At 47.0% G+C, this 24,360-nt stretch carries 19 protein-coding genes; 9 read left to right on the top strand and 10 right to left on the bottom strand.

Translation table 11 applies throughout. The features are described 5' to 3' along the window. Positions 1 to 571: 571 nt before the first annotated feature. From fre to trxA, 6 genes are all read right to left on the bottom strand, one after another. Positions 572 to 1,285, bottom strand: coding sequence for an NAD(P)H-flavin reductase (gene fre, locus GXP65_RS21950; protein ID WP_005535989.1), 714 nt, complete (start codon positions 1,283 to 1,285; stop codon positions 572 to 574). Positions 1,286 to 1,299: 14 nt separating this feature from the next. After that, positions 1,300 to 1,569, bottom strand: a complete 270-nt coding sequence (locus GXP65_RS21945) for a 2Fe-2S iron-sulfur cluster-binding protein (RefSeq protein WP_012126600.1) — start codon at positions 1,567 to 1,569, stop codon at positions 1,300 to 1,302. Continuing rightward, a complete protein-coding gene (gene ubiD / locus GXP65_RS21940; RefSeq protein WP_162093731.1) occupies positions 1,566 to 3,419 on the bottom strand; it encodes a 4-hydroxy-3-polyprenylbenzoate decarboxylase in 1,854 nt (617 codons plus the stop codon). The genes GXP65_RS21945 and ubiD overlap by 4 nt, the downstream gene beginning before the upstream one ends. Positions 3,420 to 3,549: 130 nt before the next feature. Beyond that, the gene (locus GXP65_RS21935) at positions 3,550 to 4,542 is read right to left on the bottom strand and encodes a hypothetical protein (protein WP_045374685.1); all 993 of its coding nucleotides are present in this window, start codon (positions 4,540 to 4,542) and stop codon (positions 3,550 to 3,552) included. A gap of 106 nt (positions 4,543 to 4,648) precedes the next feature. Next, positions 4,649 to 5,908, bottom strand: coding sequence for a transcription termination factor Rho (gene rho, locus GXP65_RS21930; RefSeq protein ID WP_005535997.1), 1,260 nt, complete (start codon positions 5,906 to 5,908; stop codon positions 4,649 to 4,651). Positions 5,909 to 6,104: 196 nt separating this feature from the next. Continuing rightward, a complete protein-coding gene (gene trxA / locus GXP65_RS21925) occupies positions 6,105 to 6,431 on the bottom strand; it encodes a thioredoxin TrxA (protein WP_004745500.1) in 327 nt (108 codons plus the stop codon). 111 nt (positions 6,432 to 6,542) lie between these two features. Between trxA and rhlB the strand changes: the two genes are divergently transcribed. Further along, on the top strand, positions 6,543 to 7,856 hold the full coding sequence (gene rhlB, locus GXP65_RS21920; RefSeq protein WP_162093730.1) for an ATP-dependent RNA helicase RhlB: 1,314 nt from the start codon (positions 6,543 to 6,545) through the stop codon (positions 7,854 to 7,856). 19 nt (positions 7,857 to 7,875) lie between these two features. Then, positions 7,876 to 9,369, top strand: a complete 1,494-nt coding sequence (gene gppA / locus GXP65_RS21915) for a guanosine-5'-triphosphate,3'-diphosphate diphosphatase (protein WP_162093729.1) — start codon at positions 7,876 to 7,878, stop codon at positions 9,367 to 9,369. A gap of 203 nt (positions 9,370 to 9,572) precedes the next feature. On the opposite strand, the gene GXP65_RS21910 is transcribed toward gppA, so the two are convergent. The 3 genes from GXP65_RS21910 to recQ all read right to left on the bottom strand — a co-directional run bounded on the left by GXP65_RS21910 (position 9,573) and on the right by recQ (position 12,631). After that, entirely contained in the window at positions 9,573 to 10,247 is a 675-nt protein-coding gene (locus tag GXP65_RS21910; protein WP_005378770.1) for a 7-cyano-7-deazaguanine/7-aminomethyl-7-deazaguanine transporter, read from the bottom strand. Positions 10,248 to 10,480: 233 nt separating this feature from the next. Next, positions 10,481 to 10,786 (bottom strand): DUF3630 family protein, encoded by a 306-nt coding sequence (locus GXP65_RS21905; protein WP_005378772.1) that lies wholly within the window; start codon positions 10,784 to 10,786, stop codon positions 10,481 to 10,483. Positions 10,787 to 10,795: 9 nt separating this feature from the next. Further along, on the bottom strand, positions 10,796 to 12,631 hold the full coding sequence (gene recQ / locus GXP65_RS21900) for an ATP-dependent DNA helicase RecQ (protein ID WP_005430287.1): 1,836 nt from the start codon (positions 12,629 to 12,631) through the stop codon (positions 10,796 to 10,798). A gap of 176 nt (positions 12,632 to 12,807) precedes the next feature. Here recQ and rarD point away from each other — a divergent pair, with 176 nt between their 5' ends. The 6 genes from rarD (at position 12,808) to ggt (ending at position 20,795) form a co-directional block, all read left to right on the top strand. Next, a complete protein-coding gene (gene rarD, locus GXP65_RS21895; RefSeq protein ID WP_162093728.1) occupies positions 12,808 to 13,722 on the top strand; it encodes an EamA family transporter RarD in 915 nt (304 codons plus the stop codon). Between the two features lie 285 nt (positions 13,723 to 14,007). Next, positions 14,008 to 15,510 carry a DUF1800 family protein gene (locus tag GXP65_RS21890; RefSeq protein ID WP_162093727.1) on the top strand — a complete coding sequence of 501 codons (1,503 nt, stop codon included), beginning with the start codon at positions 14,008 to 14,010 and terminating at the stop codon, positions 15,508 to 15,510. A 3-nt stretch (positions 15,511 to 15,513) separates the two neighbouring features. Further along, entirely contained in the window at positions 15,514 to 17,274 is a 1,761-nt protein-coding gene (locus GXP65_RS21885) for a DUF1501 domain-containing protein (RefSeq protein WP_162093726.1), read from the top strand. 94 nt (positions 17,275 to 17,368) lie between these two features. After that, positions 17,369 to 18,166 carry an AraC family transcriptional regulator gene (locus tag GXP65_RS21880; protein ID WP_162093733.1) on the top strand — a complete coding sequence of 266 codons (798 nt, stop codon included), beginning with the start codon at positions 17,369 to 17,371 and terminating at the stop codon, positions 18,164 to 18,166. A gap of 91 nt (positions 18,167 to 18,257) precedes the next feature. Then, positions 18,258 to 18,917 (top strand): LysE family translocator, encoded by a 660-nt coding sequence (locus GXP65_RS21875; RefSeq protein WP_162093725.1) that lies wholly within the window; start codon positions 18,258 to 18,260, stop codon positions 18,915 to 18,917. Positions 18,918 to 19,028: 111 nt separating this feature from the next. Then, positions 19,029 to 20,795 carry a gamma-glutamyltransferase gene (ggt, locus tag GXP65_RS21870; protein ID WP_162093724.1) on the top strand — a complete coding sequence of 589 codons (1,767 nt, stop codon included), beginning with the start codon at positions 19,029 to 19,031 and terminating at the stop codon, positions 20,793 to 20,795. An 818-nt stretch (positions 20,796 to 21,613) separates the two neighbouring features. Here ggt and uvrD read toward each other — a convergent pair. After that, on the bottom strand, positions 21,614 to 23,788 hold the full coding sequence (gene uvrD / locus GXP65_RS21865; protein WP_017188017.1) for a DNA helicase II: 2,175 nt from the start codon (positions 23,786 to 23,788) through the stop codon (positions 21,614 to 21,616). Between the two features lie 279 nt (positions 23,789 to 24,067). On the opposite strand from uvrD, the gene GXP65_RS21860 reads away from it, so the two are divergent. Further along, on the top strand, positions 24,068 to 24,328 hold the full coding sequence (locus tag GXP65_RS21860) for a DUF2282 domain-containing protein (RefSeq protein WP_005536405.1): 261 nt from the start codon (positions 24,068 to 24,070) through the stop codon (positions 24,326 to 24,328). Positions 24,329 to 24,360 lie beyond the last annotated feature (32 nt).

Genomic DNA, 24,360 nt, shown 5'->3' with positions numbered 1-24,360 from the left:
TGTTAGGCCTGCCGCCAGCGTTCAATCTGAGCCATGATCAAACTCTTCAATTTAAGATTTTGTTCGGCTCAATGAATACTGAACATTACATAAAGTAATGCTTGAATTGACTGTGCTCTTATTGGTTTTCACTTTTTAAAAAGTGAAATAAAACAGCTCAAGGCTGCTTTCCAATTCGAATGGTCACTTCGTTTCATTGAAACCTAATTTGATACCGAGGTATCTAATTGGATTATCATCAACGAGTGCCCACACAGATTGATAGGTCTATATTTTTAAAGAGCTTGCTTATCGAGAAATTTTCTCTCAAAGCGGAGGTGCATTCTAACGAGATAATTGAGAGTGTCAAACACTTTTTTCAATTTATTTTCTCAGAAGCTTTTCACCTCTCCGACTCTGCTGAAGCCTTATCGCGTCTGCCGTGTCGGTGGATGCGCATTATAGGGAACTCTGATCCGTTCGCAACCCTTTTTTGAAAAAAAATGGAAAAAACTGACCGTTCGATGACTATTTCATCAAAAAAGCAAAAAAGAGGGTAAAAAACCCTCTTTTTCTGCCTCAAAAGCCGTATTTAAATGAATGCGTACGCGTCTGCGAACATACGTTCACTCTTCGCTTTCTTGTTCTGAGTGAACTGTTCACGAGCTGCGCCAGCCATTTCGAAACGACCTGCAATATAGATATCGTAGTTTTCTAAGCTTTCGAAATCTTCACTCACCGCTTGTAGTACGTTACCAACTTTACCTTGCCAGTCGGCAGGTGCTTCTTCTACTACTGGAATAAAGTGAACGTTAGCAAACTTTGCAGCGATCTCGACTAACTCTTCTTTAGCGTAAAGTTGGCAATTGTCGCGCGCACCCCAGTATAGATAGATAGGATTGGTTTTGCTCTGTGCAACACAGTGATCCAGAATCGAACGCACGTAACTAAAGCCAGTACCACCAGCAATCAATAATAGTGGGCGTTCGCTTTCTTCTTGAACCCAAGCATCACCATGTGGAGCATCAATCTCGATATGACCATCTGTTTCTAGTGCCGCTTGCATTGCTTCAACGACTTCTAGTGCATAAGCGTTGTGTTCCGCCGCACCGATGTGCAGTTCAAGTTCACCTTCATGACGACATGGGCTGCTCGCAATAGAGAAAGGACGTTTGTCTTTTTCACCCATCACTACCATAAGGTACTGACCTGCTTTAAAAGGTACAGGTGATTCTGGATGAAGAAGGATTTGATAAGTATTACAAGCTAACGGCTGAATAGACTTTACTTTACATTGGATGGTCATGGTGTTCCTCTCGCTTACTCATCAAAAGTAAGCACTAAATTACTTTCTGTATAGGCTTGGCAAGGGAATATCCAACCTTGCTGTTGCTCTTTTTCGGTTAGCATCGGTTCGAGGTGGTAACTCACCTCGCCCGTTAGCTTTTTACACATACACATGGCGCAAGCGCCAACTTGGCAACGGTGTGGGAAGCGAATATTGTTGTTGAGCGCAGCTTCCAACACCGTCTCCCCTTCTTTTACTTGGAACCTAACGTCCATTGGTAGAAGGTGGACTTGATGACTCATAGAATACCTAACTGGCCCCAAATCTCATCGACTTTAGCCACAAGTTTAGGATCTTTTTTGATAGGCGTACCCCACTCGCGCGTGACTTCGGATTCGAACTTGTTGGTCGCATCCAGTCCTAATTTGGATGAACTATGAGTCTTACCATGCACTTGAATAGTGTCTCTATCTGGATCCATTCGGGTTGTTACAGCCCAAATGATGTCATTCCAATCTCGTGCATTAACGTCATCGTCGCACAAGATAATGAATTTGTTATCCGTGTATTGAGCAAAGAAGTCCCACAGGTATTCCATCAAGGCTTGCGATTGACCAGCTTGGTCTTTCTTCATGGTCACAACAGCGAACTGGTTATTAGCTGTTGCTGGTAGATAGATATCGACAATCTCAGGGCGTTGCTGTTTCAACTCATTCAGTTCTGTTTCAGTAATCGCTTTGCTGTCTCGCTCAGTGACCTCGGTTCGCGTCGCTAGCTCGGCATCCCATTTAATAGTTGCATCTAACCCCATCTTGGAGCCAAGACCAACCACAGGCGAAGCAAAGTCAAGTGAGTCGATTGGCGTGTTGTCTATCATCAAGGTGTCACGTACAGGCTCCATATGCTCTGACATGGCTTTAACGACATCATTCCAATCTCGCGCGTTTACCGATTCATCGCACACAATAACAAACTTGGTGTACATGAATTGACGTAAGAAAGACCACACACCCATCATTACGCGCTTGGCATGTCCTGGGTACTGCTTCTTCATGGTGACGACCGCCATTCGGTACGAACAACCTTCTGGTGGTAGGTAGAAGTCTTCAATCTCTGGGAATTGCTTTTGCAGAATCGGCACAAACACTTCGTTTAATGCCACACCCAATACAGCGGGCTCATCTGGCGGACGGCCTGTGTAGGTACTGTGGTAGATTGGGTCTTTACGCATAGTAATGTGCGTAATGGTAAACACGTGGTGCTTTTCTTTTTCGTTGTAGTAGCCAGTGTGGTCGCCATAAGGACCTTCATCGGCAAACTCGTTCGGGTCGATATAGCCTTCCATCACGATTTCAGCGCTCGCTGGCACTTCCAAATCATTACTGACTGACTTCACGACTTCCGTTTTGCTGCCACGTAGCAAACCTGCAAATGCGTATTCCGATAGCGTATCTGGCACTGGCGTTACTGCACCAAGAATGGTAGCTGGGTCTGCACCAAACGCAACCGAAACAGGGAAAGGTTTACCTGGATTAGTTTCCATCCAATCGCGCAGGTCAAGCGCACCACCTCGGTGGGCTAGCCAACGCATGATGATTTTGTTCTTGGCGATTTTCTGTTGGCGGTAAATACCTAGGTTCTGACGTTTCTTGTTTGGCCCCTTGGTCACGGTTAATCCCCACGTAAGCAGTGGCGCAACGTCTTCCGCCCAGCAACTCATCACCGGGATTTTATCCAAATCGACTTCATCACCTTGCCACACAATCTCTTGGCATGGCGCTTTTCTTAAGCGCTTGGCTGGCATGTTCAATACTTGCTTGAACACTGGCAGTTTTTCCAATGCGTCTTTGAAGCCTTTTGGTGGCTCAGGTTCTTTCAAATAAGCCAGCAGCTTACCGACTTCTCTTAATTCTTTAACGTCTTCACGTCCCATACCAATCGCGACACGCTCTGGCGTACCAAATAGGTTCGTCAAAACAGGTACGTCGTAGCCAATTGGGTTCTCAAACAACAGCGCAGGGCCACCAGCACGCAAGGTACGGTCGCTAATTTCTGTCATTTCGTAAGCGGGGTCGACGGGGTGAGTGATGCGTTTAAGTCGACCTTTCTGTTCTAGGTGGTCGATAAATTCGCGTAAATCCTTAAAACTCATAGGCCTTCATGCTGGCTGATTAAACTGTCCGCAGTATAACAAATAGGAGGACGCTAAGATCCTCCTATTTTGTGTGGGTATGTGAACTCGATAGCGACAAGAGTCGTTACTTAAAGAACATCAATTACGGTTATTCCAAGAATTCCGCAATCTGTCGTGTTTTTACTTGGTGATTGTTTGAGACCAACTCTTCTAACCACGAGTGATGCCCTTGCTTTGCGAGTTCTCTAGCAACCAAAGTAGCTTCTTCTGAAAGTGCCATCTTGGCCACTAGGAATTGTTTTACGTCATGAGAGAGTGGATTGGATCTTGTGAGCAGTTCAATCGCATAAGGTTTTAAGGTTGGATTGACGGTGGAATTCATCAACTGTTGTAGTGAAAACTCATCTCCAACTTCTGCTAATCTGGCTAACTCTGTTTGGCTGTTGTAATCCGCACGCATACGCCACAACAGATCGTACATCGCCTGATTTTGGCTTACTTGTGCCAAACGTACAATCACGGCTGTGGATGGCAGCCAGCTGGTAACATTAGCATGGGTTAATTGTTTGGTCAGTGCTTCAAGCGCGTCTGGCGATAAGCTGTCTAGCTCACGAATAAGTAACGCTTCTCTGGTTTGCACTTGATGCGTCGTACCTGTTAACCAATCCTTGAGGTTTAGCTCCTGCCGCTCTGCTTCCAAAACAAATTCTAACGTTCTCTGATCCTGCTTCCAGCGTTTTATCAGACGGCTAGCAATGGCCGGGAAATTAAACGCAGGTACACTGAATTCATAACCATCCCCTCGCTCAAGCACTTGGTAAGTTGGAGTTATGCTGATTTGGGATTCGACAAAAATCGACATTCTTGGCGTAAGGATGAGTTCTTGTTGCTCTAGCTTTTCGAGCAAAAGGAAACGGACGACTTCTTGTTGAGGAAAGGCAAGCCGGTCTAGGGCAAATTTAAGCGAGTCAACTTCGTCCCTGACTGCGTAATCAAGCAGTTCAGATACTTTGGTCTGTATTTGAGAGTCCTGAAGCCACTGTTCTACCACGGTTTCCTGCATTTCCTTGGCAGTTAACGTCGCGGGTAGTGTGATAAGTGACAAGCTCAGGAGTAATGACGACAACATTCCTTGTTGCATGTTAACCTCCCGATAACATTTTCTTCATTCTGCTGCTTCTATCGGGAGAAAGCAATAAAAAAGCCACCGATATACGGTGGCTCTTCGCAGAATTGCTTATCTGAGACTATTGACGACGCATTGCATCGAAGAACTCGTCGTTGGTCTTCGTCATCGCTAGCTTGTCGATTAGGAACTCCATCGCGTCAGTTTCGCCCATTGGGTGAACGATCTTACGTAGAATCCACATCTTCTGAAGTTCTTCGTTCTTAGTTAGAAGCTCTTCACGACGTGTGCCGCTGCGGTTGAAGTCAATCGCAGGGAATACACGTTTCTCTGCAATCTTACGGTTCAAGTGAATTTCCATGTTACCTGTACCCTTGAACTCTTCGTAGATAACTTCGTCCATCTTAGAACCAGTATCGACTAGAGCCGTAGCAAGGATAGTTAGGCTGCCGCCTTCTTCTACGTTACGCGCAGCACCGAAGAAACGCTTAGGACGGTGTAGTGCGTTTGCATCCACACCACCAGTTAGTACTTTACCTGATGAAGGCACTACGGTGTTGTATGCACGAGCTAGACGAGTGATAGAGTCAAGCAGGATAACCACGTCTTTCTTGTGTTCAACAAGACGTTTTGCTTTCTCGATTACCATTTCCGCTACTTGTACGTGACGAGAAGCTGGCTCATCGAACGTTGACGCTACTACTTCACCTTTAACTAGACGCTGCATCTCTGTTACTTCTTCAGGACGTTCGTCGATAAGAAGTACCATCAACTCACACTCTGGGTGGTTGTATGCGATGCTTTGAGCGATGTTTTGCAGAAGCATTGTCTTACCCGCTTTAGGCGGAGCAACAATCAGACCACGTTGACCTTTACCAATTGGCGATGCCAAGTCTAAAACACGTGCTGTGATGTCTTCTGTAGAACCGTTACCGCGCTCCATAACCATACGCTCGTTAGCGTGTAGAGGCGTTAAGTTCTCGAATAGGATCTTGTTACGAGCGTTGTCTGGTTTGTCGTCGTTTACTGTGTTGACTTTTAGCAGAGCAAAGTAACGCTCACCGTCTTTTGGTGGGCGAATTTTACCAGCAATTGAGTCACCAGTACGTAGGTTGAAGCGACGAATCTGACTTGGCGAAACGTAGATGTCGTCTGGACCAGCAAGGTATGAGCTGTCCGCGCTACGTAGGAAACCAAAGCCGTCTTGCAGAATCTCCAGAACCCCATCGCCAAAGATGTCTTCGCCGCCTTTCGCGTGCGCTTTAAGAATTGCGAAGATGATGTCTTGTTTTCTTAGACGAGCTAGGTTCTCAAGACCCAGGCTTTCGCCAAGCTTTACAAGGTCAGACACAGGTCTGTTCTTCAGTTCAGTAAGATTCATGGTGGTGGATGCTTGTTTAGTCAAAATAAGATCTGTTTTCTAGTTAAGATGGATTTGGTCTCAGGATCGACCAAGAAGAGAAATTTGTTCAATTAACGCGCGATAAGTTAGCACTAATTAATATTCTAGTCCAGAGTTAGAAAAACAAAACCGCGCATTGTCATATTGCACGGTTTTGTTTGTAATCACTTGGTGATTATAGGTTTGCGTCTAGGAACTCTTTTAGTTGAGTCTTAGACAGAGCACCAACTTTCGTTGCCGCTACGTTACCGTCTTTAAATAACAGTAGCGTTGGAATGCCGCGAATACCAAACTTAGGTGGTGTACCTGCGTTATGGTCAATGTTTAGTTTACCGATAGTGAGTTTGCCTTCGTACTCGTCAGCGATTTCGTCCAGGATAGGAGCGATCATTTTACAAGGACCACACCATTCTGCCCAAAAATCAACTAGAACCGGGCCTGCAGCGTTGATTACATCGTTTTCAAAACCGTCATCAGTAAGCTGCAAAATCTTATCACTCATCTTCCACTCCAATGTGTTTTTCGAAACTGGTTGGATGATAACCAGTAAATAGATGCCCTATTGGAATGTATTTACTTTCTTATTGCAAGCTTTAGCTGATATTCTATCGCCATGAAAAAGACGCATATCACAGAGCAAAAGTTCGCCGATTTGGGTTTAAAGCCCCAAGTTACTGAAGGATTGGAGAAAAAAGGGTTCGAATATTGTACCCCTATCCAAGCCTTGGCGTTGCCGGTACTGCTCACCGGCCAAGACATTGCAGGCCAGGCCCAAACGGGTACTGGTAAAACCCTCGCGTTTCTTACTGCTACCTTCAACCACCTTCTGACCACGCCAGAGCACGAAGGTCGTAAGCCAACTCAACCGCGCGCAATCATTATGGCGCCAACGCGTGAGCTAGCGATTCAGATCTTTAACGATGCTGAGCCTTTGATTGCGAGCACAGGTCTTAAAGCGGCTTTAGCTTACGGTGGCGAAAGCTACGATAAGCAACTTACCAAGCTTCAAGATGGTGTAGACATTCTTATTGGCACTACTGGCCGTATCATTGACTTCTACAAGCAGCGCGTATTCAACCTAAACAACATTCAAGCGGTTGTTCTGGATGAAGCGGACCGTATGTTCGATCTTGGCTTTATTAAAGACATTCGTTTCTTGTTCCGTCGTATGCCTGAGCCAAAAGAACGTTTGAACATGCTGTTCTCAGCAACGCTGTCTTACCGCGTACAAGAATTGGCATTCGAACACATGCACAACCCTGAGCATGTTGTGGTTGAGCCAGAGCAAAAAACCGGTCACCGCATCCAAGAAGAGCTTTTCTACCCTTCTAATGAAGACAAGATGGCACTGCTTCAAACTCTTATTGAAGAAGAATGGCCAGACCGCGCGATCGTTTTTGCTAACACTAAGCATAAGTGTGAGTCGATTTGGGGTCACCTAGCAGCCGATGGTCACCGTGTTGGTCTACTGACTGGCGATGTACCACAGAAGAAGCGTGAAAAAATCCTTGAGCAATTTACTCGTGGTGAAGTTGACCTACTAGTCGCAACTGACGTTGCAGCACGTGGTCTTCATATTCCTCAAGTGACACACGTATTCAACTTCGACCTACCGGATGACTGTGAAGATTACGTTCACCGTATCGGTCGTACTGGCCGTGCTGGCGCAAGTGGTCACTCTATTAGCTTTGCTTGTGAAGATTACGCAATCAACTTGCCACCAATCGAAGAATACATTGAGCACGCAATCCCAGTTTCTGATTACGACGCTTCGGCTCTAATCCAAGATCTGCCTGCACCACTTCGTATGCGCGCGCCTCGTACTCAACAACGTCGCACCAATACAGGTGGCACTCGCTCTGGTAACCGCAAGCCGCAAGGACGTCGTCCTCGTCAGCCGCGTCAATCAGCGCCAAAACAATCATAAAAGGAAACTGAAGTCGTTTATGAGTCAAGCAGGATCATCACCGCTATACGCCGCCATCGACCTCGGGTCGAACAGTTTTCACATGCTCGTTGTGCGTCACATCGATGGCAGCGTTCAAACTATGGCTAAAATTAAGCGCAAAGTTCGTCTAGCCGCGGGCTTAGATGAACATAACTCTCTTAGTATGGAAGCTATGCAGCGAGGATGGGACTGCTTAAGTCTATTTGCAGAACGCTTGCAGGATATTCCTAAACAGAACATCCGCATTGTGGGTACCGCGACATTGCGAACCGCGACCAATGTGGATGTTTTTCTAGAGAAGGCGAACCAAATTTTAGGTCAGCCTATCGAAGTGATTACCGGCGAAGAAGAAGCTGCCACTATATATAAAGGTGTTGCACACACCTCTGGCGGTAGTGGTCGTCGCCTTGTAGTCGATATCGGCGGTGCAAGTACCGAGCTAATTATCGGTGAAGGTTTCGAAGCCAAAGCACTGACCAGTCTGAAAATGGGCTGTGTGACTTGGTTAGAGAACTTCTTCAAAGACCGCCAATTGAATGCACGTAACTTCGAAGCCGCCATTGAAGGCGCGAAGCAAACTCTGATGCCAATCTTAGAACAGTACACCGACCTAGGTTGGGACGTGTGTGTTGGGGCATCGGGTACAGTTCAAGCACTACAAGAGATAATGTTAACGCAGGGTATGGACGAAGTGATTACTCACTCCAAACTTAAGCGTCTACAAAAGCAGGCGATGCTTGCTGATCACTTGGAAGAACTCGATATTGAAGGCCTTACCCTAGAACGTGCTTTGGTATTCCCAAGTGGCTTATCCATTTTAATTGCGATCTTTGAGCTACTAGAAATCGATGCCATGACACTGGCTGGCGGCGCACTACGTGAAGGCTTGGTGTACGAGATGGTTGACGAGCTTCGTCAAAACGACATCCGTGCACGCACCATTTGTAGCGTACAAAACCGTTACCAGCTAGATTGCCAATACGGCGAACAAGTTGCAAAACTTGCGGGCAAACTGCTTGAGCAAGTTGGCGGTGAAGCTTGGGTTGCAGAACCTCAGGGTAAAGTCCTGCTGGAAACAACAGCCAAACTGCACGAAATCGGTCTAACTATCGACTTCAAAAAGGGCGGTGAGCACAGCGCTTACCTGCTACAGCATCTGGATTTGCCTGGTTACACCCGTGCACAGAAGTTCTTTATCGGTGAAATTGCTCGCCGTTACCGTGAACAACTGACGTCACTGCCTGAGCAACATGCCCTTTCAGGCACCAGTGGTAAACGCGTACTGCGCCTATTGCGCCTTGCGGTTTTACTCAGCCATCGTCGTAATCCAGATCTAGAGCCATGTGTGACTCTCACTGCGGAAGGCGACAAACTGACGCTAAGTATTGATGCGAAATGGCTAGAGGCAAACCCACTGACAGCTGCTGAGTTGGAAATTGAATCCAACCGTCAAACAGACATTGGCTGGCCGTTAAGTATCGTGACTTGCTAAACGTCACGATAACTTATTGCTTAGTTGAAGGTCCCTATCGGGGCCTTTTTTATTGCTCATTTTACCTTCGTACAGCTTAGGGAGCTTTTGGACACCCATGATCTAATTACTCCCCACGCTGTACAAAACGCTCTAAACCCAAGTAAACAGGCACAAAAAAGCCGCTTGATTTGAGCAAGCGGCTTTCGGGGTTCCCACTGATATTAAGACTGAACGCTTGTGGTCACCTTAAAGTCAGGGTTCACCGCAGTCAGCTTCTTAATCAGGTAATTCAGTAGTACGCCGTACATAGGAACGAACAAACCAAGACTGATAATCAGTTTGAAGCCGTAATCCACCAGCGCGATTTCCGTCCAATGCTCCGCCATGAATGGATCTGGACTTTGGTAGAACGCAATGGCGAAGAAAGCGATGGTATCAAGTGCATTACCGAAAAGCGTTGAACACGTTGGTGCCACCCACCACTGTTTCATTTGGCGTAGGCGGTTGAACACATGCACATCCATGATCTGACCAAGTAGGTACGCCATGAAGCTAGCAATCGCGATACGAGCAACGAATAAGTTAAATTCCCCTAGGTGACCAAAACCTTGGAATTGACCTTCGAAGAACACCACCGATAAGAAGTAAGATACTGCCAAAGCAGGCAACATCACTAAGAAGATAATCTTACGCGCCAACTGAGCACCGAAAATACGCACAGTTAAGTCAGTCGCTAAGAAGATAAATGGGAAAGTGAATGCACCCCAAGTGGTATGGAAACCGAAAATAGTAAACGGTAGCTGAACTAGGTAATTGCTAGATGCAATAATGACTAGGTGGAATAGAACCAGATAGATAAGGGCGTTGCGCTGCTGCGCAGGGGTAAAGTTACTCATGCGATACCTTTTTAGTTTGGTTTGGGGGTGAGGGAACCCAAATCGAGTCACTGAATAAAGTGGCTCTTACCAACAATGTAAAATGAAAAATAAACTGGCTTGGCTCATTCTGAGCGAAGCGGTGGGCGATTATACATTAACCACTTTTCGCCGCAAGTCGTCTGTTTTACGCAAACGTTTGAGCATAAAAAAGGGTGTTTCATGTGAAACACCCTTTCAAGAAAAATTCTATTTTAGAAACCGCGCTGGAACAATCCTGCAAGATAATCCAACTCTTCCCTGCTCTCTTCAATCGCTAAAGCTTCAAACCAAATCGCTTCGCTGTAATGCTCTGCTTTCATAAACAGTCGGCAACCTTCAAAGTCAATCAGCCAAGAGTGAATGTCTGCATCCCATTGCTTTTCCACCACAGTTGCAGAAAGCAAGCCGACTAAACGCTCACCTAAGGCAGGAAAGCTATCAAGGTCAAAGCTCGGCGCGGTAATGATTAAGCGCCCTTCTTGTGCCATGTAGTCCGCTAAGCCAAATTCCTTTTGCATCTTGGTTCCTTATCCGTGGTGAGTAATGTGTTCTTGAATCAAATCGAGGAATGGATCGGCATACTTCTCCAGTTTGCGCTGACCAACACCGCTAACTGCCAGCATTTCGCCGTAAGACGTTGGCAGAATTTCCGCCATATCAATCAGAGTCGCGTCACTGAAGACCACGTATGGTGGCAAACCATCTTCATCAGCAATCGACTTACGCAGCTTACGTAACTTGGCAAACAGCTTCTTATCGTAATTCTTGCTGGTCAGTTTATCTGACTTCGCCGCGCGTGCTGCGGTGTCTAAACGCGGAACTGCTAACTCCAGAGTCACATCGCCACGCAAAAGCGGACGCGCCTCTTCGGTAAGTTGCAGCGTTGAGTTACGAGTGATGTTTTGGAACAGCAGACCCTTGTGGATTAACTGACGGAAGATACTCACCCAGTAATCGTGGCTGTGATCACGCCCTATCGCGTAGGTAGAAATTTTATCGTGCCCGTTTTCACGTACACGAATGTTTTGCATGCCACGTAGCACTTCTACCACGTAGCCCATACCAAAGCTCTGATTAACACGGTACACACAAGACAACGCCTTACGCGCTTCTTCCGTGGCATCAAAGTGTTTCGGTGGATCTAAGCAAATATCGCAGTTGCCACATGGCTTCTCACGATACTCACCAAAGTAATTCAATAGCACCTGACGACGACAAGTTTGCGCCTCAGCAAAGGCACTCATCGCATTCAGTTTGTGGGTTTCCACCTGCTTCTGTGGACCATCGTCTTTCTCATCCAACATACGACGCAGCCAACTGATGTCCGCTGGGTCATACAACATCATCGCTTCCGCAGGCAAACCATCACGCCCTGCACGACCGGTTTCCTGATAGTAGGACTCGATATTACGCGGGATATCAAAGTGAACCACAAAGCGCACGTTTGGTTTGTTGATGCCCATACCGAATGCCACAGTCGCCACTACGATTTGGATATCATCACGTTGGAAAGCTTCTTGAACGTAAGCGCGCTCATCGGCATCCATACCTGCGTGATAACCAGCAGCACGAATGTGGTTGTTACACAGCTTCTCAGTCACCATCTCAACTTTCTTACGGCTACCACAATAGATGATGCCGCAATTACCCTTTTGGGTTTCAAGATAACGAACGATTTGCGAAACTGGCTTGTGCTTCTCAACTAAGTTGTAGCGAATGTTAGGACGGTCGAAGCTGCCTAGATAAACCTCTGGATTATTCAGTTGCAGACGCTCAAGAATATCTCGGCGCGTTGCGTCATCCGCCGTCGCCGTCAGCGCCATAAATGGCACATGGGAAAACTGCTGCTTAAGCTGACCAAGCGCTGCGTATTCTGGACGGAAGTCGTGTCCCCACTGGGAAATACAGTGCGCTTCATCGACGGCAATCATCGATAGCGGCAAGTTTTCCAAACGCTCAATGAAATCACGCATCAATACGCGCTCTGGCGAGACGTAAACCAACTTAAGATGACCAGTGTGCATGCGGTTATACACGCTGAGCAGCTCTTCACGAGGCATGGTCGAGTTGATGCACTCAGCCGCCACGCCGTTGGCTTTAAGCTGATCGACTTGGTCCTTCATCAGCGAGATAAGCGGAGAAATAACCAAAGTAATGCCAGAGCGAACCAAAGCAGGAATTTGATAACACAGCGACTTACCGCCACCCGTAGGCAGGATAACTAAGCTGTCGCGACCTTCTACCGCGGCGTCAATCACCAGTTGCTGACCATCTCGGAATTCTTGGTAACCAAACACATCCTCCAACACACGTTGAGGCGTCAAAGGCGAATCAGATTGTTCGGCTAGCAAAGTCGAGGTCATGAAAAATCTCAGATTGGGTCTTAAAAAGAGGTGCTTATGCATGCCACTAGCACGCAAAGTGAGGGCACATTGTAATGGGGTTTCATGGTGAATAAAACCGCAAATTGTTAGGTGATTCAGCTCACGACTCGTATACTGATTTTCTGCTCTATAAAAACTCAATTAGGTGACATCCCATGACACCAGAAGAACAACAACGCGCGCGGCAAGGCGTCCTGCTTGCAGTTGGTGCGTACACCATGTGGGGCATCGCACCCATTTACTTCAAATCGATTGCTGAAGTCTCACCACTTGAGATCTTAAGCCACCGAGTGTTTTGGTCTTTCTTTTTGCTAGCTGCACTCCTCCACTTTGGTCGCCAATGGCGCTCGGTTCGAGACATCATCAAAAATAAAACCAAGATGATGTATTTGATCTCTACTGCTATTTTAGTTGGGGCAAACTGGCTGATTTTCATCTGGGCGGTCACGTCAAATCATATGCTCGATGCCAGTCTCGGCTATTACATCAACCCGTTAATCAATGTGTTACTCGGGATGGTGTTTCTGGGAGAGAGGTTACGTAAGCTGCAATGGTTCGCAGTCGCGCTAGCGGCTTGTGGTGTATTAGTGCAGCTGATCGTGTTTGGCTCTGTCCCTGTGGTTGCTATCGCACTGGCAATGAGCTTTGGTTTTTACGGCTTACTGCGTAAGAAAGTCAGTGTGGAAGCGCAAACGGGGTTATTCATTGAAACTCTCGTCATGTTGCCTGCGGCAAGTATCTTTCTGTTTTTTATTGCCAGCACCCCAACCTCAAACATGTTTGAGAACCCATGGCAGCTGAATACCTTACTGATCGCCGCAGGTGTGATCACTACCCTGCCGCTACTGTGTTTTACTGGCGCAGCAACCCGTCTAAAGCTATCGACGTTGGGCTTCTTCCAATACATTGGTCCAAGTTTGATGTTCTTGCTTGCGGTGCTGATCTACGGCGAACCGTTCACCAGTGATAAAGCCATCACCTTCGCCTTTATTTGGGGCGCCTTGGTGGTATTTAGCTTTGATGGTCTGCGTAACAATCGTAAGTCACGCAAAGCAAAACAAACCAACTAATATGAATGCACAAATGCCCAACTCAGCTTGGGCATTTTTCTCTTTCTACAAGCCCTGCCCATATGAAAGCAAAAACCATAAATCACTGTTATGAAAGAAATTTAAAGCTACAACTCTAGTAATGTTTGTTTTCGTTATTATCTTCTCCCAAAAGATCACACCTTAGATAAAACCCTGCTTTCTTCATAGAAATCTTCTTCATTTCCATTAACGCTTGATATGCACATGAGCACCTAATTATTTCGATTGAACGCTCATGCTGTGTCACTGGCTATGGAGAAGAATATGGAAAATTTAACTCAACAGCAGGCGTCTAGATTCCTCGATTTAGCAACAATGGGGGTTAAACAGTCTGAACTCGAACAGTTTTTATTACTTGATGACAGAGGACGTTGGATAGAGGAACAAATCAACCAGCCGTATACCAAGCATCTCGACCGAACTCGCTACCAAGCGAATTCCAGAGGACTGACTCAGAGTAACCAAGATTGTCGTGTTGGCGCTTGGTTTGATATTGCACTTGGAGATGCAGCGCAACTTCGCCAACGCGTTGCTTTCGCGTTTAGCCAGATCTTTGTCGTCAGCGAAAAGGATGGAAACCTGAACCAAGACGCAGAAGCATTGGCCCACTACTACGATGTTCTCGCGAACGGTGCATTTGGGACATTTAAGAATTTACTCCGCAATATCACTTTATCCCCGGCGATGGGGCAATATCTCACCATGAATGGCAACAAGCCACAGAGCGTAACAGGGCAAGCACCAGATCAGAACTACGCTCGTGAAGTCTTGCAGCTTTTTACCATCGGCTTATATCAGCTCAATATGGATGGCTCACTGATTCTTGATGCATTTGGTAATCCGATTGAGACCTATCAAGACGCCGACATAGAGTCTTTAGCTCGGGTGTTTACAGGTTGGGATATTGATGGCGGCAACACATTGACGCCAATGGTTGAAGATAACAGCCTACATGATATGGACGAAAAGCAGGTCCTTGAACGAACCTACCCTGCAGGCCAAACCGCCACTCAGGACCTCGAGTCGTTTCTTGAGCACATTACCTTACACCCAAACGTCGCGCCTTTTATTTCCATTCTGCTGATTAAGCGTTTAACAACATCAAACCCTAGTCGCGACTACATCGAAAGAGTGGCGACGACATTTCATAACAGCAATGGCAACCTGGCAGAAGTCATACGTGCAATTTACACCGACAATGCCTTACTTGAAGCACCGAATGACAACATGGCAAAAGTAAGAGAACCCATTCTAGCCATGACCTACCTTTACCGAGCGATGGAAGCTTATCCTGGCGGAGGCAACGATATTGTTTATGACCCCATGCGCTATAAAGAAACCTTCAATCAGTACCCTCTTGGTGCCAACTCGGTTTTCAATTTTTATCAACCTAGTTATCAGCCTCCAGGTGCACTCGCAGAAAAAAGGTTAAGCGCTCCCGAACTGGCCATCATTGATTGGAGCCAACTTATCAACATGGGTAACATTTTTTATCGCAGCCTCCTCGACTATGGCCAAAACCGTGGTAACAGCAGCAATAAGAAAGAACTCTATATCGCACCTAAAGCCCTTGAAGACATGGCTGAATCTGGTCAAGGCGAACAATTGGTGGCGACCATCAATCAACTTGTACTCCACCAGCAGGGCTCGCCCGATGTGATCACCCGGCTTCAGAACATCTATAACGGCCACAACAATAAGTTTTATGCCGTTCCTAAGATGTTGTTTATTGCCTTTATGTCTCCCGATTTCATGGTACAGGAGTAAGTTATGTCGATTACACGTAGAAGCTTTTTGAAAGGCGCCTCAGGCACCGCGGTATCTGGCATGGTGCCACTCTCTCTTTCTTTACCAATGAACAGCGCGTTCGCTAATACCACCAATGATTACCGCGCTATAGTTTGTCTGTTTCTTCACGGCGGTAACGACTCATTTAACATGATTGTGCCGGGCAATAACGACGTGCAATACGCCACCGCTCGACCTGATATTTACCTCAGCAATGAGGAAAAGCTCTCGATCCCTGATTCAGAAGCAGGCCAAGCGCTAGCAATCAATGCTCGCATGCCTAACCTTGCCGAAATGCTGAATCAAGGCCAAGGTGCCGCACTGCTTAACATCGGTACCTTGGTAGAGCCCACCAACAAACAAAACCTTTACGACGTCAAGAAGCCTAATAATCTCGGGGCACACAACAAGCAACAAACGGCTTGGCAATCAAGTTGGGGCGATTCGGGTTATCACCCTTATGGGTGGGCCGGTTTGATGATGGATGTTTTGAGTAGTGGTAGCGTCGTCTCAGATTCCATGTCGTTTTCTGGTAATGAACTCCTTACCGGAACCATCTCAAAAGATATTTCATTATCTTCAGGAGAGATAAAGGCAATGGATGCATTGGGACATTCCAATGCGGTCAACAATCAGTTCACTGCGCTTGTGAATTCTCCTTACGGTTCTGACTTCAAGCAAACCTATAACCAACACCTTAAGGGCATCTTAGATTTCCAGACTGAGCTGCAATCAGTTGTCGATACTTACCCAGAAGACTCAAGTATCCCAAGCTCATCGCTTGGTTTACAGTTAAGAATGGTAAGACGCATGATACAAGCCGCCACCGATTTAGGACACCAACGCCAGGTCTTCTTCGTCAATCTGGGCGGTTTTGATAACCACCGCAGCCAAAGAGGACGACATGACGGTTTGTTGGAAACTATTGATTTAGCCGTCAGTGCCTTTCACCGCTCGTTGGATGCGTTATCCCTCTCCGAAAAAGTGGTCACTTTTACGCTATCCGATTTCGGCCGCACCATTGAGAACAACAGTAACCAAGGTACTGATCATGGCTGGGGTAGTAATCAGCTAGTGGTTGGTGAGGCGGTCAATGGCGGACGTAGTTACGGGCGCTATCCTAGTTTTGTTCGTGATGGTGACGATGCGTGGGGCAACAAGTTCATTCCCTCACAATCGTCTGAGCAGCTGGGGGCAACCTTATGTCGCTGGATGGGGCTCAGTGAGCAAGGTGTCGATCTGATTTTCCCTACTCTATCTCCAAGCCACAACAACGCTTTCTCAAGCCGTTATCTTGGTTTCTTGGGAGACTATCTCGATAAAGAGCAAGAAGCTGAGTTGCCTATCTTGGCCGTCAGCGCCAGTGAAACACGTGTCGATCATACGCCAGAAATGGCCATTGATGGTGACCTGTTTACCAAGTGGACTGCGAAGGGACAAGGGATTCAATACCTGATCGAGTTGTCGGCAACCTCGACCGTCACCAAACTACTTTACTCACAAGCGAAAGGCGACGTACGCCAATACCTATTTGATGTTGAAGTCAGTAATAACGGGATAAACTTCGAATTGGTGACGCAAGTCCTTACCCCTGGGAATACCACTGGCTTCGTCGAGCAGCAGATTGGAAAAGCAGGCGTTAACTTTATTCGCCTGACATGCAACGGCAATAATGGCAGCGATCCTAAGCTAGTCTTGTGGAATAACTTCCAAGAGATAAAAGTCCTTGGGTACACGGCTTAACGATGCTCGCTCAAGCTGAGTGATCGTTTTTTACAAGACATTTCAGAAATTGATGGATAAGCTTGGTTATATTGTGACCAAGCTTTTTTCTTTAATGGAACATATTCAATACTACGCAACCGATCATAACGACTTGAGTCTGATTGAGGCGAAATACCAGACCTTTGCTTTCCAAAGGCATTACCATCTGGATTTTCACCTCGGTCTGATCACGCATGGCGCGCAGAAGTTCCAATTCCAAGGCAACAGTCACCATGTCGGGCACGGGCAAATCGTGCTTATGCCGCCAGATGAGTTGCACGACGGGCAATCTAAGCTAGAAAGTGGCTATGAAGTAAATGTGTTTGCGATCGAACCTCACCTATTGAGCGATCTGGCTGATCTTAAGCAAAACGGTCAAATAATACACTTCAACGAGCTGATCATCTCGGATCCGCAGATATTTTCACAACTTAGTAACTTGCACGGGCTACTTCGTCGTGAAAACCTCAGCCAGCTCACCAAAGATTGCCTTCCTTTTGAAGGGTTTAACCAGCTTTTTGATCGCTACGGATCGCTTGAGCGACAAAAAGTGGTGCCATTAGGAAATCAATCGCTTGGAACATTAAAAGATTATCTAATGGCGAATCTCGACCAAGCGGTGCGTTTGGATTCACTTTCAAAGCTGTGCCAACTGAGCCCAACTCAGTTCCAGCGCCACTTTAAAGCGCAAACTGGCATGACGCCTTACGCATGGTTCGCACGTCTGCGCCTCGAACAAGGCATGAAGTTACTGCAATCTGGTCAATGTGGTACCGACGTTGCCCATCAGATCGGTTTCTACGATCAAGCACATTTCAGCAAAGCGTTTAAGCAGACCTACGGCGTTTCCCCTTCTCAAGTGACTCGTTAATTTCATTTACCGAGAAAGCTGTCAGTTTTTTACAAGCGCCACAGGTGACTTGTCACGACAATAGCCGCATTGGTTATATTTGAGATGTGTTATGAATGAGTCCACCATATTGCTGACGCTTGCCAGCATTCACTTTATTGCCCTAATGAGTCCAGGTCCCGACTTTGCGCTGGTCGTACAAAACGCGACGCGTCATGGTCGTCAAACTGGCTTGTACATTGCGTTGGGATTGTCTGTCGGTATTTTGCTGCACTCTTTGTTCAGCCTGACAGGCGTGAGTTATATCGTCCACCAGCACCCAGTGTTGTATTCCGTGGTGCAACTGCTCGGTGGTAGTTACCTGCTCTATTTAGGTATTGGTGCATTGCGCGCCGTGATCTCAATGATCAAAAACCCAAAGGCGGATCAACCTAAGAAGCAAAATAACCTAGTGATCAGCAACAAACGTCAGGCATTTGCTAAAGGGTTCGCGACCAACATTCTTAACCCAAAAGCCTTGGTGTTCTTTATCAGTTTAATGTCGAGCTTAGTCCCTGCCGGCATGTCAGTGACTGGTAAAGGCATGGCTCTGGTGATTCTGTTTGGCTTATCGCTGCTTTGGTTCTCTAGTCTCGCGTGGATGCTATCAACACAGCGCTTACAACGTAAATTGCAGCAAGCGGGCATCTACATCGACGGTCTGTGTGGGGTGGTATTTACCCTAGTGGGCGGTAGTATTTTATACCAAACGATCAGCACTTTTATCGGATAAAGTACTGATTTAAAAGCGTAGCACAATCGACATTTCTAAGATTGCTGACTCGACGTGACTCTTCATGACTGCCAAGCTGGAAACACAAAACTGGCAACATGGAGAGTCATCATGCATTGGACGTTCAACCGACTCGTGACCACGGGTCTTTTTCTTACTTCCCCACTCGTTTTATCTACCTCAGCCTTTGCTAACCAAGCAGCAGATACCGTTGCACCGGAGCACAGTACTGGCTTCGAGCAAAAGCAACTGGTCAAAGCCAAAGACTATATGGTCACCGCAGCCAACCCACTTGCCACCCAAGCTGGTGCGGATGTTCTTGCACAAGGTGGTAATGCTATTGATGCCATGGTTGCCGTGCAACTGATGCTGGGCTTGGTAGAACCGCAATCTTCTGGCATTGGTGGCGGTGCCTTCTTAGTGTATTGGGACAGTGAGAAGCAAAAACTGACTACGTATGATGGACGCGAGACCGCACCACTCGCCGCAACACCGAAACTCTTCTTAGATGACAAAGGACAACCACTGCAATTTTACGATGCGGTTGTCGGTGGGCGCTCCGTCGCTACTCCTGGCACAGTGAAACTACTGTGGGACACGCACCAAAAATACGGCAAGTTGGAATGGAAGAAGATCATCCAACCTGTGATTACCTTGGCTGATCAAGGTTTCGAAGTCAGTCCTCGCCTCGCGAATCTGATTGAGAAAGATGCCAAGCGCCTATCACGCTTCCCTGCGACTAAGGCTTACTTCTTTAATCCAGATGGCTCACCAAAAGCCGAAGGCACGTTGTTGAAGAACCCTGAATACGCGCACACTCTGTCGGTAATTGCAGAGCAAGGGGCAAAAGCTTTCTATCAAGGCGATATCGCCACAGACATCATCAAGACAGTACAAAATGCACCGGGCAATCCTGGCGTATTGGCACAACCTGACTTTGATGCGTTCCAAATCAAGCAACGTGAGCCGGTTTGTGCGGCTTACCAAAGCTATGATATTTGCGGTATGGGACCACCAAGCTCTGGCGCATTGACGGTTGGCCAGATTCTCGCGATCACCGAGCAATACGATCTTAAAGGTTGGGGAGCCGAGAGCGCGAAATCATGGCAAGTGATCGCCGACGCATCTCGCCTTGCGTTTGCAGATCGCGGTAAGTACATGGCTGACCAAGATTATGTGCCAATGCCAACCGAAGGCTTGCTTGATAAAGACTATCTCAAACAACGTGCTGAGCTTATTCAAGTCGGTAAAGCGTTGACTAAGGTTGAAGCCGGCAACCCTCCTTGGTCGCACGCGATGAACTTAAGCATGGACCAATCGATCGAGCTGCCTTCCACCAGCCATTTCAATATCGTCGATAAGCAAGGCAATGTGGTTTCAATGACAACGACCATTGAGAACGCCTTTGGCTCACGCTTGATGGTACGCGGCTTCTTGCTCAATAACGAACTTACCGATTTCTCCTTCCGCACTCACCAAGATGGTGTGCCAATCGCGAACCGCTTAGAGCCGGGTAAACGCCCACGCTCATCCATGGCACCAACCATTATGATGAAGGATAACAAACCTTACATGGCAATTGGCTCACCGGGTGGCAGCCGCATCATTGGTTACGTTGCACAAGCCATTATCGCCCACACGCAATGGGATATGGACATCCAAAGCGCGATTAATCAGCCACGACTACTGAACCGTTTTGGTACCTTAGATATTGAGCAAGGTACTGCGGCAGAAAGCTTACAACCTACGTTGGAGAAAATGGGCTTTAAGACCGATGTTCGTGATTTGAACTCTGGACTGCATGCTATACGTATAACTGAACAAGGCCTTGAAGGTGCGGCCGATCCAAGGCGTGAAGGAGCCGCTATCGGACATTAAGCGCATTTAGCTCGACCCCTTGTGCGAGATCTCTCACAAAGGGTTGAGCAAACCTCTCTTTTTTAATGGCAAAACTGCGCACAAAAACACATAAGATATTGATTTAAATGATTATGTATCTTTTTTAAACGCTAAGAGAGTAAAAAAATGTGAGATTTGTCCGTTGTTGGAAACCGTTAAACACGTAGTATTAAACCTGTCGGAAGGATGCTGACACGGAACAGGAAACACCACGGACTTGGTGAACTTCAGGAAGAAGAAACGGTTATTCAGGATGAATAGTCGGGCATGGATTGCAAAATTGGACATTGAACGGAATCAATAGCGACTAGGATGGTTGCTACTAAGGACGGGAAATGGACACCTCTGGACGAGGCAAGGATTTGAACATCAGGATGATGTCAGGGACACCGCTCAGGGAACAAGTGATGAGAGCTAACGAGGATGGTTAGCAGACCAGGATAAGGTCATTAAGGACACCGCTAGGAAGGCGACGTAAGGATTAAGCTGACGGATTCAGCACACTATCATGGATTAGATGCATGGAGCACTCTTAGTAGCCGGATTGCTGCGAGTAAGACTATAACCCCGATGGGCGCAAGCCCTCGGGGTTTTTCTTTGCCTAACATTTTTCTCAGCTGCTCTGCTGGAAATAGACATTCCCCCACAACGCCCACCTTTCACTTCAAACGGTATAGTTAAATCGCGCTTTCGCACTCCATTTATCATTCCATTTTTACTGCATTAGCGACATACAAACAGCACAAACAAAAAGAGCCGCCGAAGCAGCTCTTAAGTTGATTATTTTTGTTAAAGCCTTACAGTTTCTCTAGTCGTGCGTAAGCAGTCACCAACCATTTGATGCCCTCACCATTAAAGGCAATCTGTACGCGGCTCTGTGGACCACTGCCTTCGAAGTTGATGATGGTACCTTCACCAAACTTTGGATGCATCACTCGAGAACCTAGCGTAAAGCCAGTTTCATTAAAGCTCTCTTTCACCGCCGTTTGGCTAAATCGACCGCTGCTTGCAGGACGGCTAACTTGCGCCTTCATGCGTACTTCGTCTAAACAAGTTTCTGGCAGTTCACGGATAAAGCGAGACGGTTTATGGTACTTATCCTGACCGTACAAACGACGCATTTCAGCATAAGTGATGTACAGTTTCTGCATCGCACGGGTCATGCCTACGTAACACAGACGACGTTCTTCTTCCAAACGCCCTGCTTCTTCTGCCGACATTTGGCTTGGGAACATGCCTTCTTCCACACCGACCATAAACACTAACGGGAACTCTAGACCTTTCGCACTGTGCAATGTCATGAGCTGAACCGCATCTTCAAACTCATCCGCTTGTCCTTCACCCGCTTCTAATGCTGCATGGGTAAGGAATGCCGTCAGCAGTGACATGTCTTCGGCTTCTTCTGGTTTCTCGAATTGGCGAGTTGCGGTCACCAATTCCTCCAAGTTCTCAATACGCGCCTTAGACTTTTCACCTTTCTCTTGCTCGTACATCGCGAACAAGCCCGAGTATTTGATCACATGGTCAGTTTGGTGATGCAGCGGCATCTCGATGGTGTCGTCTTCTAGTGCTGTGACAAGCTCGATAAAACGGCTCAGAGCACCAGCAGCACGACCTGCAAGTACCTTCTCATCCAACATCGCCACACTCGCTTCCCACATGGTGCAACCACGATCACGAGCCGCAAAACGGATGGTTTCAAGCGTCTTGTCACCTAAACCACGTGTTGGCGTATTCACCACACGTTCAAACGCCGCATCATCATTACGGTTAGCAATCAGACGCATGTAGCTCAAGGCATCTTTGATTTCCTGACGTTCGAAGAATCGCATGCCGCCGTAGATACGGTAAGGCAGACCAGCTTGAATCAAGGCTTCTTCCAGAACACGCGACTGGGCGTTGTTACGATAAAGCATTGCAGCGTCATTCAGAGCACCGCCCTTGTCTTGCCACTCTTTGATTTTGTTTACCGCAAAACGGGCTTCATCCAACTCGTTGTAAGCGCTGTATACCGAGATAGGCTCACCGACAACGCCATCAGTCCAAAGCTCTTTACCCATACGCTCGGTGTTATTCGCGATCAGAGCGTTGGACGCTTCCAGAATGGTCTTGGTTGAACGGTAGTTTTGCTCAAGACGAATGGTGTTCACGCTTGGGAATTCCAGCGTAAACTTCTCAATGTTCTCGACTTTTGCACCACGCCAGCCGTAAATCGACTGGTCGTCATCACCCACGATCATCACGTGACACTCAGGACCCGCCATCATACGTAGCCAAGCATATTGAATGTTGTTGGTATCTTGGAACTCGTCCACCAAGATATGCTTAAAGCGTGCCTGGTAGTGTTCACGGACGAACTTGTTATCACGCAGTAGCTCATGTGCGCGCAGCAAGATTTCCGCAAAATCGACTAAACCAGCACGATCACACGCTTCTTGGTAAGCGGTGTACAGCTGCAGATATGTCTTGGTCACTGGATCATGGTACGCATCAATGTGCGACGGGCGCAGACCTTCGTCTTTCTTGCCGTTAATCCACCATGCCACTTGGCGTGCTGGCCACTGCTTCTCATCAAGGTTTTGCGCTTTGATCAAACGCTTTAGTAGGCGCTGTTGGTCGTCACTGTCGATGATTTGGAAATCTTCCGGTAGCTTGGCATCAAGATAGTGCGCACGCAGAATACGGTGACAAATGCCGTGGAAAGTACCATTCCACATACCGCCTGCACTGCCCATCATTAGCTCTTCGATACGTCCACGCATCTCTGCCGCCGCCTTATTGGTAAAGGTTACTGACATGATTGAGAACGGAGAAGCCTGCTCTACCGACATCAACCAAGCGATACGGTGAACAAGAACGCGTGTCTTACCACTCCCTGCACCAGCAAGGACGAGCAAGTTTTCTAGAGGTGCTGCAACGGCTTCACGTTGTTTGTCGTTCAAACCGTCGAGTAATAGAGATGGATCCATCATGATGAGAGCTACTGGTTATTTATACATAAAAATAGATTATAACCTAAACAACCAGTTCAGATTAGACAAAATTTCATAAAAAAATCGTTGCATTTTCACTCTAAACATCAAGGGTTTATATAAATTCTACCTTTCAAATCTATTGATTTCGAAAATATTTATGAAAGTTTTTTAGTCCGCTTCCTATCTTTTAAATTAAGCAAGCTGATAACAAAACGCCAAAACAGGCGGTTCACCTTGCCAACTTAAAGTAAAGGAAATCATTCAGAGGAATTTATTATGAAAAAGTCGAATCTAGCTGTTACTGCTGCTGTTACTGGTCTTCTAGCACTTGGCGGCACAATGCTAACCGCGGCTCCAGCTGTGGCTGCTGAGAAAGAAAAGTGCTACGGCGTTTCTAAAGCAGGTAAAAACGACTGTGCAACGAAAAGCAGCTCATGTGCCGGTACTTCTAAAGAAGATAACCAAAAAGACGCATTCGTAGTCGTACCAAAAGGTCTGTGTGACAAACTGACTGGCGGTAGCACTTCTTCTTCGTAATCTTTCATCGCTAATTGCTGCGAGGGTGCGTT

The sequence above is a fragment of the Vibrio sp. LB10LO1 genome (genome assembly GCF_010092875.1).
GTDB lineage: Bacteria > Pseudomonadota > Gammaproteobacteria > Enterobacterales > Vibrionaceae > Vibrio > Vibrio campbellii.
The sequence above is the reverse complement of the archived record's forward strand: the minus strand, read 5'-3'. Positions and strand labels throughout refer to the sequence as shown.

Excerpts from the sequence above, each read along its gene's own strand:
- ggt (WP_162093724.1), top strand. The coding sequence starts at position 19,029 with ATGCATTGGACGTTCAACCGACTCGTGACCACGGGTCTTTTTCTTACT.
- trxA (WP_004745500.1), bottom strand. The coding sequence starts at position 6,431 with ATGAGTGATAAGATTTTGCAGCTTACTGATGACGGTTTTGAAAACGAT.
- rho (WP_005535997.1), bottom strand. The coding sequence starts at position 5,908 with ATGAATCTTACTGAACTGAAGAACAGACCTGTGTCTGACCTTGTAAAG.
- recQ (WP_005430287.1), bottom strand. The coding sequence starts at position 12,631 with ATGACCTCGACTTTGCTAGCCGAACAATCTGATTCGCCTTTGACGCCT.
- fre (WP_005535989.1), bottom strand. The coding sequence starts at position 1,285 with ATGACCATCCAATGTAAAGTAAAGTCTATTCAGCCGTTAGCTTGTAAT.
- GXP65_RS21880 (WP_162093733.1), top strand. The coding sequence starts at position 17,369 with ATGGAACATATTCAATACTACGCAACCGATCATAACGACTTGAGTCTG.
- GXP65_RS21945 (WP_012126600.1), bottom strand. The coding sequence starts at position 1,569 with ATGAGTCATCAAGTCCACCTTCTACCAATGGACGTTAGGTTCCAAGTA.
- GXP65_RS21890 (WP_162093727.1), top strand. The coding sequence starts at position 14,008 with ATGGAAAATTTAACTCAACAGCAGGCGTCTAGATTCCTCGATTTAGCA.
- GXP65_RS21910 (WP_005378770.1), bottom strand. The coding sequence starts at position 10,247 with ATGAGTAACTTTACCCCTGCGCAGCAGCGCAACGCCCTTATCTATCTG.
- uvrD (WP_017188017.1), bottom strand. The coding sequence starts at position 23,788 with ATGATGGATCCATCTCTATTACTCGACGGTTTGAACGACAAACAACGT.
- rarD (WP_162093728.1), top strand. The coding sequence starts at position 12,808 with ATGACACCAGAAGAACAACAACGCGCGCGGCAAGGCGTCCTGCTTGCA.
- GXP65_RS21885 (WP_162093726.1), top strand. The coding sequence starts at position 15,514 with ATGTCGATTACACGTAGAAGCTTTTTGAAAGGCGCCTCAGGCACCGCG.
- ubiD (WP_162093731.1), bottom strand. The coding sequence starts at position 3,419 with ATGAGTTTTAAGGATTTACGCGAATTTATCGACCACCTAGAACAGAAA.
- GXP65_RS21905 (WP_005378772.1), bottom strand. The coding sequence starts at position 10,786 with ATGCAAAAGGAATTTGGCTTAGCGGACTACATGGCACAAGAAGGGCGC.
- gppA (WP_162093729.1), top strand. The coding sequence starts at position 7,876 with ATGAGTCAAGCAGGATCATCACCGCTATACGCCGCCATCGACCTCGGG.
- GXP65_RS21935 (WP_045374685.1), bottom strand. The coding sequence starts at position 4,542 with ATGCAACAAGGAATGTTGTCGTCATTACTCCTGAGCTTGTCACTTATC.
- rhlB (WP_162093730.1), top strand. The coding sequence starts at position 6,543 with ATGAAAAAGACGCATATCACAGAGCAAAAGTTCGCCGATTTGGGTTTA.
- GXP65_RS21875 (WP_162093725.1), top strand. The coding sequence starts at position 18,258 with ATGAATGAGTCCACCATATTGCTGACGCTTGCCAGCATTCACTTTATT.
- GXP65_RS21860 (WP_005536405.1), top strand. The coding sequence starts at position 24,068 with ATGAAAAAGTCGAATCTAGCTGTTACTGCTGCTGTTACTGGTCTTCTA.